The organism is Arsukibacterium sp. (assembly GCF_033722355.1).
GTDB lineage: Bacteria > Pseudomonadota > Gammaproteobacteria > Enterobacterales > Alteromonadaceae > Alishewanella.
In genome coordinates, this window is record NZ_JAWVZF010000141.1 from 1 (window position 1) to 7,615 (window position 7,615).

General features: G+C 52.7%; 10 protein-coding genes. 1 reads left to right on the forward strand and 9 read right to left on the reverse strand.

The window, feature by feature from the left end:
* The coding region (locus tag R3177_RS11640; protein WP_318971197.1) for an SAM-dependent methyltransferase at positions 1-492 on the forward strand (492 nt) is incomplete at its 5' end.
* Between the two features lie 61 nt (positions 493-553).
* Here the strand turns inward: R3177_RS11640 and R3177_RS11645 are convergent.
* The 9 genes from R3177_RS11645 to R3177_RS11685 form a co-directional block, all read right to left on the reverse strand.
* The gene (locus R3177_RS11645; RefSeq protein ID WP_318971198.1) at positions 554-1,057 is read right to left on the reverse strand and encodes a phosphoglycerate mutase family protein; all 504 of its coding nucleotides are present in this window, start codon (positions 1,055-1,057) and stop codon (positions 554-556) included.
* An 87-nt stretch (positions 1,058-1,144) separates the two neighbouring features.
* On the reverse strand, positions 1,145-1,915 hold the full coding sequence (locus R3177_RS11650; protein WP_318971199.1) for a DUF3307 domain-containing protein: 771 nt from the start codon (positions 1,913-1,915) through the stop codon (positions 1,145-1,147).
* Positions 1,912-2,547 carry a sigma-70 region 4 domain-containing protein gene (locus R3177_RS11655; protein WP_318971200.1) on the reverse strand — a complete coding sequence of 212 codons (636 nt, stop codon included), beginning with the start codon at positions 2,545-2,547 and terminating at the stop codon, positions 1,912-1,914. The genes R3177_RS11650 and R3177_RS11655 overlap by 4 nt, the downstream gene beginning before the upstream one ends.
* 138 nt (positions 2,548-2,685) lie before the next feature.
* Positions 2,686-4,056 (reverse strand): ribonuclease J, encoded by a 1,371-nt coding sequence (locus R3177_RS11660; RefSeq protein WP_318971201.1) that lies wholly within the window; start codon positions 4,054-4,056, stop codon positions 2,686-2,688.
* 89 nt (positions 4,057-4,145) lie between these two features.
* On the reverse strand, positions 4,146-4,571 hold the full coding sequence (locus tag R3177_RS11665; RefSeq protein ID WP_318971202.1) for a potassium channel family protein: 426 nt from the start codon (positions 4,569-4,571) through the stop codon (positions 4,146-4,148).
* A 4-nt stretch (positions 4,572-4,575) separates the two neighbouring features.
* A complete protein-coding gene (locus R3177_RS11670) occupies positions 4,576-5,211 on the reverse strand; it encodes an ABC-type transport auxiliary lipoprotein family protein (RefSeq protein WP_318971203.1) in 636 nt (211 codons plus the stop codon).
* Positions 5,208-6,173, reverse strand: coding sequence for an MlaD family protein (locus R3177_RS11675; protein WP_318971204.1), 966 nt, complete (start codon positions 6,171-6,173; stop codon positions 5,208-5,210). Before R3177_RS11675 ends, R3177_RS11670 begins: the two co-directional genes overlap by 4 nt.
* A 9-nt stretch (positions 6,174-6,182) precedes the next feature.
* Positions 6,183-6,986 carry an ABC transporter ATP-binding protein gene (locus R3177_RS11680; protein WP_318971205.1) on the reverse strand — a complete coding sequence of 268 codons (804 nt, stop codon included), beginning with the start codon at positions 6,984-6,986 and terminating at the stop codon, positions 6,183-6,185.
* Positions 6,983-7,615 (reverse strand): ABC transporter permease (locus R3177_RS11685; protein WP_318971206.1); only part of this gene is annotated, 633 nt, incomplete at its 5' end. The genes R3177_RS11680 and R3177_RS11685, both read right to left, overlap by 4 nt.

Below are 7,615 nucleotides of genomic sequence, written 5' to 3' on the forward strand. Positions count from 1 at the left end.
GCCAACTTTATGCTGCAGAACATGTGTCACTTTAGCCTGGAACAGCAGGTAGATCTGATTACCTGCTTTTTATATTCGATTCATTACAGTGCCAGCATGCAGGCATTACAACACTGTATTGCCAGCGTATATCAGGCGCTGACTGCTGGCGGACTCTTTGTATTTAATGCCGTGGATAAAAATACTATCTGCAATCAGTCTGCCGTGCGTCATAGTACCCAGCTCGACAACAGCCATTTTGTATTTGAATCAGGCTGGCATTACAGTGGCGAGGGTGAGCAGCAAGCCCTTAAGCTTAGCATTGCCAGAACCAGCGCCGACATTACTCAGGTCTGGCAGGACCAGCATACTATGGTTGCCGTCAGCTTTGCGCAATTGCAAGCCCTGCTCTGCCCGTACTTTGAGGTGCATATTCTGGCACACGATTACGACAAAATAATCCCCTGGGATAACATGGCAGGCAATGCGCTGTTTGCCTGTGTAAAACGCTAAGTGGTTTGCTGGCAGCACAGAACCATTTTTTAGTTAAGCCAGCTACAGGCAATGCCTCTGGTTATAGTGCCTTATCACAGCTAAAAGGCTGATGACGCAGCGTCACACTGCGCTGGCCGCCCAGCTGCACCTGGTATAACAGGCTGTATTGCTGCTCAGTTAACGGGGCAACCTCGATACCGCTGAGAAGTTTAACCAGTTCAGGGACGGTATTGCTGTGGCCAACAACCAGCACCGGTTGCCGGTGAGCCATTAATTGTTGTTTCAGTTGCTCAGGCTTGGCAGGATCATAAGGAATAACAGCCTGCTGTTTGCTGTCGGCCACCGCGGCAGCCGTTTGTCGGGTGCGCTGAAAAGGTGTGGCATACACGGCCTCAAGCGGGATATCGTGAAAATAGCGGGCTAATGCAGCAGCCCTGGCCTGGCCGCATGCAGTTAATGCCGGATCTTTGCCATCATCCTGCTTTTCAGCATGGCGTACCAGATAAATGGTATTCGCGGTTACCTGCAGCGCCAGCAGATAACTTACTGCACCACACCAGGGTAAAAATTTAGCTATTTTCATGACGATGTTCCCTGTATTGCTGTCGGCGTTGTCTTACGCTGAGCATATTGTTGCTCTGCTTTTAAAAGGATATTTTTTACTTAACGTTTAGCTTTGCGCCAGTAAGCCACCCGGCGTTAAGTTCAGCAGCATAATGGCGACCAGTATGGTCAGGCCAAAACTTAATAACGATCCCAGCAGAATATATTCGGTTAATGCCCGGTCCTGTGCGTTACGTAAATCGTTATAGCGCAGCACCGATTTTGCTGCCACCACCAGCCCCACCCCCGAGTACTGACCAGCCAGAATTAAGGTCAGGATCAGTAAGCGCTCAGCAATGCCGATTAACTGGCCTGCCGCCGGTGAGCCCTGTTTTACACTGCTGGCAGGCGCAGCTATTTTTGTCAGCACCAGAGCTATCAGTACCGACGCCGGTTTCATAAGCAGCAGATACGCCAGCAGTATCAGCAGATGCTCTGGTTCTAGCAGCGCCTGCCCGAGCGATGTCAGTGCGCTGTAACCGTTCTCAGCTAGCGCCAGCCATACCAGCAGAATAATTATCAGGTGCAACAGCTGATCCAGCACAAAATAGCGCAGACCGGAAAAATATGACTTGCCAATGTCAATCAGCAGGTGGCTTGCCGCGATAAGCAATGCCAGAGCAATCACACTAAGCCCGCTAATGCCAGACCAGCTGAGGTTATTCCAGAGCACTAACAGCAACACATTCAGACCAAAATGAATAAAGCCATGATAATACAGCTGAACACAGCGCCAGTGCCGCGCTGTCCGGGCCTGTACCCAGGCAGTGGGCTGCAAAAAGAAATCGGCCAGGATATGCACCAGCACCAATCCCAGCAGTAAGCTGCCGTCACTCATCCCAGACTCCTTGTAATATGGCTGTGGCAATATTGGATAAATGCCTGCAGCAGTTGGTAGTCAGCATGGTTATTATTAAGTAATTTGGTGACATTCTCCCGCGACGTACCCAGCTTGTCGGCGATATTTTCATGTGAGCTGCCCGGGGTCAGAAAATACAGCAGCAGAGCTTCAGACTGACGGGCGGTGAGTTTACTGAGCATGCGGTCTGCCATTTGCAACGGCACGGCCAACACCTGCTCTACAGACGATTGCTGGCTATGAATGGCAAAACGCTGCCCGCTGTGCAGGTTATCCAGGCCATTACCCGATAATGTAAAAGCCGGCCCACTGGCGCTTTTAACATCGCGCCGCAGATTGGTCACCTCGCCCAGGCCAATACTGATTTTGCAATCGCGGCTCAGACTTAGCAGTGTTAACCGGATATAAAGGGCAAGGGTTACCGCCTCGGCAGGTTGTGGCAGCAGGATCTGAAAGGCATCGCCACGGTAAAAGCTATAGCTGCAACCCAACGCCCTGGCCTGGGTAACCAGTAATTGCTCTAACTGATACAATACGATGTCATATTGGCCAGCAGCAATACTGCGGGATTTAACAAAGTCGCCGGTCAGTACGGCATAAGTGGCAGACATAATGGTCTCAGTCAGCTTTTCCTGGAAATTAATAGTAACCCAATATGGTTACATGTCAAACATGTAACCATTATTAGCTACATCAGCGAAAGTAACTTAATTGGGTTACCCGGGGCCCCTGCAATGCTGACATCGCGGCTAATGCAGTATCGCTATCCGTCCGGTTGGTACAGCCTGCGGCCAAACCCGCGGCTGTGGTGCCAGCACAAATAAATCACCGTTCTGACCGGTTAACTGCTGCATTACCCCCGCGGCCCGGGCAACGGCAGCATTCGCCTGCATATGTTCGCGCTCACCGTGCACCGGCACCGCGATAGCAGGTTTCACATAACGATAAAGCATGTCGAGCTCACCCTGATTGGGGTGGCCTGATACATGAATCAGCTCGGCGCTGTCCGCACTTTGTAAGGTCCGTACTTTCAGGGTTTTCAGCTGCTCAATCAGCCGGCTTACCAGCATTTCATTGCCCGGGATCAGAATAGCGCTGAACAATACCAAATCATTTTCTTCCAGTAATAAATGCGGATGACGCTGTTGTGCCAGCCGGCTAAGGGCAGCTCTGGGCTCGCCCTGGCTGCCGGTCGCCACCACCAGGACTTCATTCGCCGGTAAATAGCCGACATGAGCAGGGTCAATCAACGGAATATCATCCGGCCAGTAACCACAGGCTCTGGCTGCACCCACCATATTTTCCATCGCGCGGCCAAATAATGCTAAATAGCGGCCGGTGCGCCTGGCAATATGGCCAAGGCTGATCAGACGGCCGATATTGCTGCTAAAACCCGTTACCACGACCCGCTGTTTTTCATTGCGGATAACCTGATACAGCCCCTGATAACAGGCTGATTCCGACGCAGAAAAACCCGGTCTTAAGGCGTTGGTCGAATCACACACCATAGCGGTAACATTTTGGCTGGCCAGTCGCTTAAATACCTGGGGTTTAAATGGCCGGCCGGTGATGGGTGCAGGGTCTATTTTCCAGTCGGCAGTATGAAATACCTTGCCGGCAGCCGTTGTAATTAACAGCGCCTGTGGCTCGGGAATGGAGTGGGTGATATTCAGCCAGTTAATTAAAAACGGGCCGATAGTGCAGGTGCTACCCGGGGCAATTTCAATAATCGGCATATCCTGTGACAGGCCGGTTCTGGCGATTTTGCGGCGTAAAATTTCGGCGGCAAAAGGCGTGCAGTATACCGGGCAGCCAAACCGGGGCCATAAATAAGGCAAAGCCCCGATATGATCCTCATGCGCATGACTGATAACAATGCCAGTTAAAAGCTCGCGACGCGAGGCGATAAATGCCGGATCGGCGGCCTGTACCTCGGCCGTGATCGGGCTTGAGGTGGGTTGTAACGGGTTATAAAAAGTCACACCGCAATCGACCATTAACCAACGGCCGTCATGGCCGTAAAGGTTCAGGTTCATGCCAATTTCGCCACAGCCGCCCAATGGCAAAAACCATAAATCGTGCGGGCCCGGTAATAAATCTGCCGCTAAACGAACGCTCAAAACACCATCCTGAAAAATAATAACAGCCATATGGTACGCAGCGAAATACGCTTTAGTACATCGGTAATGGCAATTTTTGCCGCCCGATGTTAGCGGGCGCTCCAGTTACGCTGCATTTCAATAAATAAAAAGGACGCCGTCCAGGTAATTAATACTAACCCGGTCAGCGACTCGATACCGGTCAAATACCGGAGCTCACCTAACGGCGCAATATCTCCAAAACCAACGGTACTGTACACTGTAAAAGAAAAATAAACACAGTCCATCAGGCTGCCATCTGAATTACCACTGAGCTCACCCCAGCCGTCAGCCCGATGCATCAGGTAATACGCCAGCGCAAATACCCAGATTTCAATAGCATGCGCAATCAGCGCGCCAAACACCCCCACCACAATCCGGTAACGATGTTTCATATTCAGTGTCGGAATATACCGTGTCAGCCGGTACAAAAACTCGTAATGAATAATCACCACCAGTGCCACAATCAAGCTGTTAAATAGCCAGACCGCAATCATATCTTTACCCGCTGTTGTCCTGACTGTTCTGCCCGGATCCAGGGTCGTCCGTCAACCAGTCGGTAATGGCAGGAATAAGCTGCTGCAGCACAGCTTCAAAGCCACTGACAAGCTGCGCCGGCTGCATGTCAGGCAGCGGCTGTTGCCGGGCGAAAAGCTGGCGGCTTAGCAACCTTGCTGAACGGTTATCGTAAAGCCGTGCTTCGAGCTTTATCCTGGCCTGCAGCTGGTTATTGTCTTCCACCACCTCAAACTGGCGCAGATCCAGCGCCAGGGTGTGATCCAGCCCCGCAGTGGCAGACGCTGTAAGCTGCAGCGCCTGACTGTCCCGCAGGTAGCGGATCAGCAGGGTGCGAAGCAAATCGGGACTGGCAGCAACCCAGCGTGCGGACGGATGCACCTGCAGCTGTCCTTGCCGGGTACGAACCAGCACCTGGTTTGAGTCGCGTACCGGATCAGTCACCGGCCGGTTAACGTTCAGCCGCCAGTTTGCTGCAACCGGCCGCACTGCTGGTGTCGCTAACTGCGGATCCAGCAACTGCACTGTTTTGGGTTGCGGAATAATAGAACAACCAGCCAGGGTAGCCGGCAGCAGCAGGGTCAGCAGCAGGTTAAAGGTTTTCAGCAGTTGTCTGTTCATTGCACGCCATACTCCTGCGGTTGCTCCCCGCCAAGCAATATGCCACCGGGGTTTTGCTCAAGCTGTTGCACCAGCTTGTTCAGATCACGGATCAGCCGGCGCAGCTCTTCAAGCCCTCCGCCCACCTGCTGCATGCCAATCCCCCCAAACTGACTGAGCTCAGGTTGGTTTGCCGCAACAATCGCATCAAGTCTGCCGGAAAGCGCCTGCAGATTACTGAGCGTAGCCGCCAGTCGGTTTTTCAGTTCCGGTAAATCCTGCACCAAACCCTGATCAATACCCACCAGCAACTGGTCAAACTTTCGGGTGGTGGCAGTCAGAACGTTAAGTAATTCAAGTAAAGCACTACTGGCCTGTGAGCTCTGCGCCAGTAACTGCTTAACGTCGCTGTCAGGTCCTGCCAATGACCCGCTAAAGCGTTCCAGTGAAACCAGGGTGCTGTTAATCCGTTCAATATTACTGTCGCTGAACAACGCATCAAGCTGATTAAGTACCTTGCTGGCTGTCACCACCATCCCCTCAGACGATTCAAGCAAAGTGTTCAGCGGTGATGAGACCGCGGCGATTTTTGCCGGATCGGCGCGTTCAGTCGGCAGTTTTGAACTATCCGGCGAGCCGCCCTTGAGCTGAACAGCGGCATTGCCGGTCAGCCCCAGTAGCCTGATGGTGGCAACCGTGTCCTGATAAATGGGCACCCCGGCCTCAATGTCCACTGTGACCAGAACCTGACTGACATTTTGCGGATCCAGACCGATATCAGCAACCCGCCCTACACTGACCCCGTTGTAAAGTACCGGGCTGCCGTTTGCCAGACCAATCACTGACTGATTGAAAACCACCTGATATCGCTGCCAGCTGCTGTCACTGGCATACTTTGCGCTAAACAGACCAAACAACACGGCAGCCACGGCAAATAGCAGGGTAAAAATGCCGACGATAATGTAATTGGCTTTTGTTTCCATTGTCACTCCTTAACCGGTACGCTTAGCATGCTGCTGGCGGGCCGATCTTGCCCTGGGCCCGGTAAAATAGTCGCGGATCCACGGGTGGCTGTGGTTTACAACCTCGTCTGGCGTTGCTGTTGTCACAATTTTCTGATCAGCAATAACCGCGACCCGGTCTGCAATGGCATACAGCGTGTCCAAATCATGGGTGATCATAAAAACAGTAAACTGCAATGCCTGCTGCAAAGTTTTGAGCAAGCTGTCAAACTCAGCTGCACCAATCGGATCCAGACCGCTGGTCGGCTCATCCAGAAACAGTATTTCAGGTTCCAGAACCAGCGCCCGTGCCAGCGCGGCCCGTTTACGCATCCCCCCTGACAATTCTGCCGGCATTTTCAGACCTGTTTCCGGGCTTAAACCGACCAGACCGAGCTTGGAGACCGCCAGTTGCCGGCACAATAGCGCAGACATATCCGGCCATCGGGTTTGCAAAGGTAACATCACATTTTCCAGAACCGTCAGTGAGGAGAACAGCGCCCCCTCCTGAAATAAGACTCCGGCATAACGGGACATCAGCTGCTGTAATGCCGAGGCCTCGGTAATCTCATCCTCAAACACTTCTATCGTGCCACTTGCCGGGCGCAGCAAACCGAGAATAGAGCGCATCAGCACCGACTTGCCGCTGCCAGAACCACCGACGACAGCCAGAATTTCACCCTGCTGCACATCGAGATCCAGCTCACGGTGCACCACCTGACTGCCAAAGCGGTTTACCAGTGATCTGATACGGATAACCGGTGCTGAGTCAGGCACTGTCTTATGCACAGTCACCAGCCGATCTCCATAAAGTAAATGGCAGCAAACCCATCGAGCATAATGACCAGCGTCAGACTGCGCACCACCGCACTGGTTGTATGCTCGCCGACTGATTGTGCCGAGCCGCTTACCCTCATACCCTCCAGACATCCCACCAGCGCAATAACCACAGCGAAAACAGGCGCTTTGAGCATACCCACCAGATAGTGCTCAAGCGTAACGCTCTGTTCCATTCGCTCTATAAAGGTGGCCAGATTAATATCAAGCGACAGCACCGCCACCGTCAAACCGCCAAATAACCCGGCAATTGTGGCGATAAAGGTCAACAGCGGCAGCACGATCACCAGGGCAATAAGCCGCGGCAGCACCAGCACCTCAATATCATCCAGGCCCAGCACTCGGATAGCATCCAGTTCCTCGCGGGTTTTCATCATACCTATCTGGGCACAAAAGGCACTGGCGGTGCGACCTGCCAGCAAAATGGCGGTCAATAGCACACCAAACTCGCGTAAAAAGGCAAAGGTCACCAGATCGATAATAAAAACTTCAGCACCAAAGTCTCTGAGCACCGTTGCCCCCAGATAGGCAACAACTGCGCCGGTCAGGCTGGCCAGCAAAATAAGCAGTGGCGCAGCATTAAGACC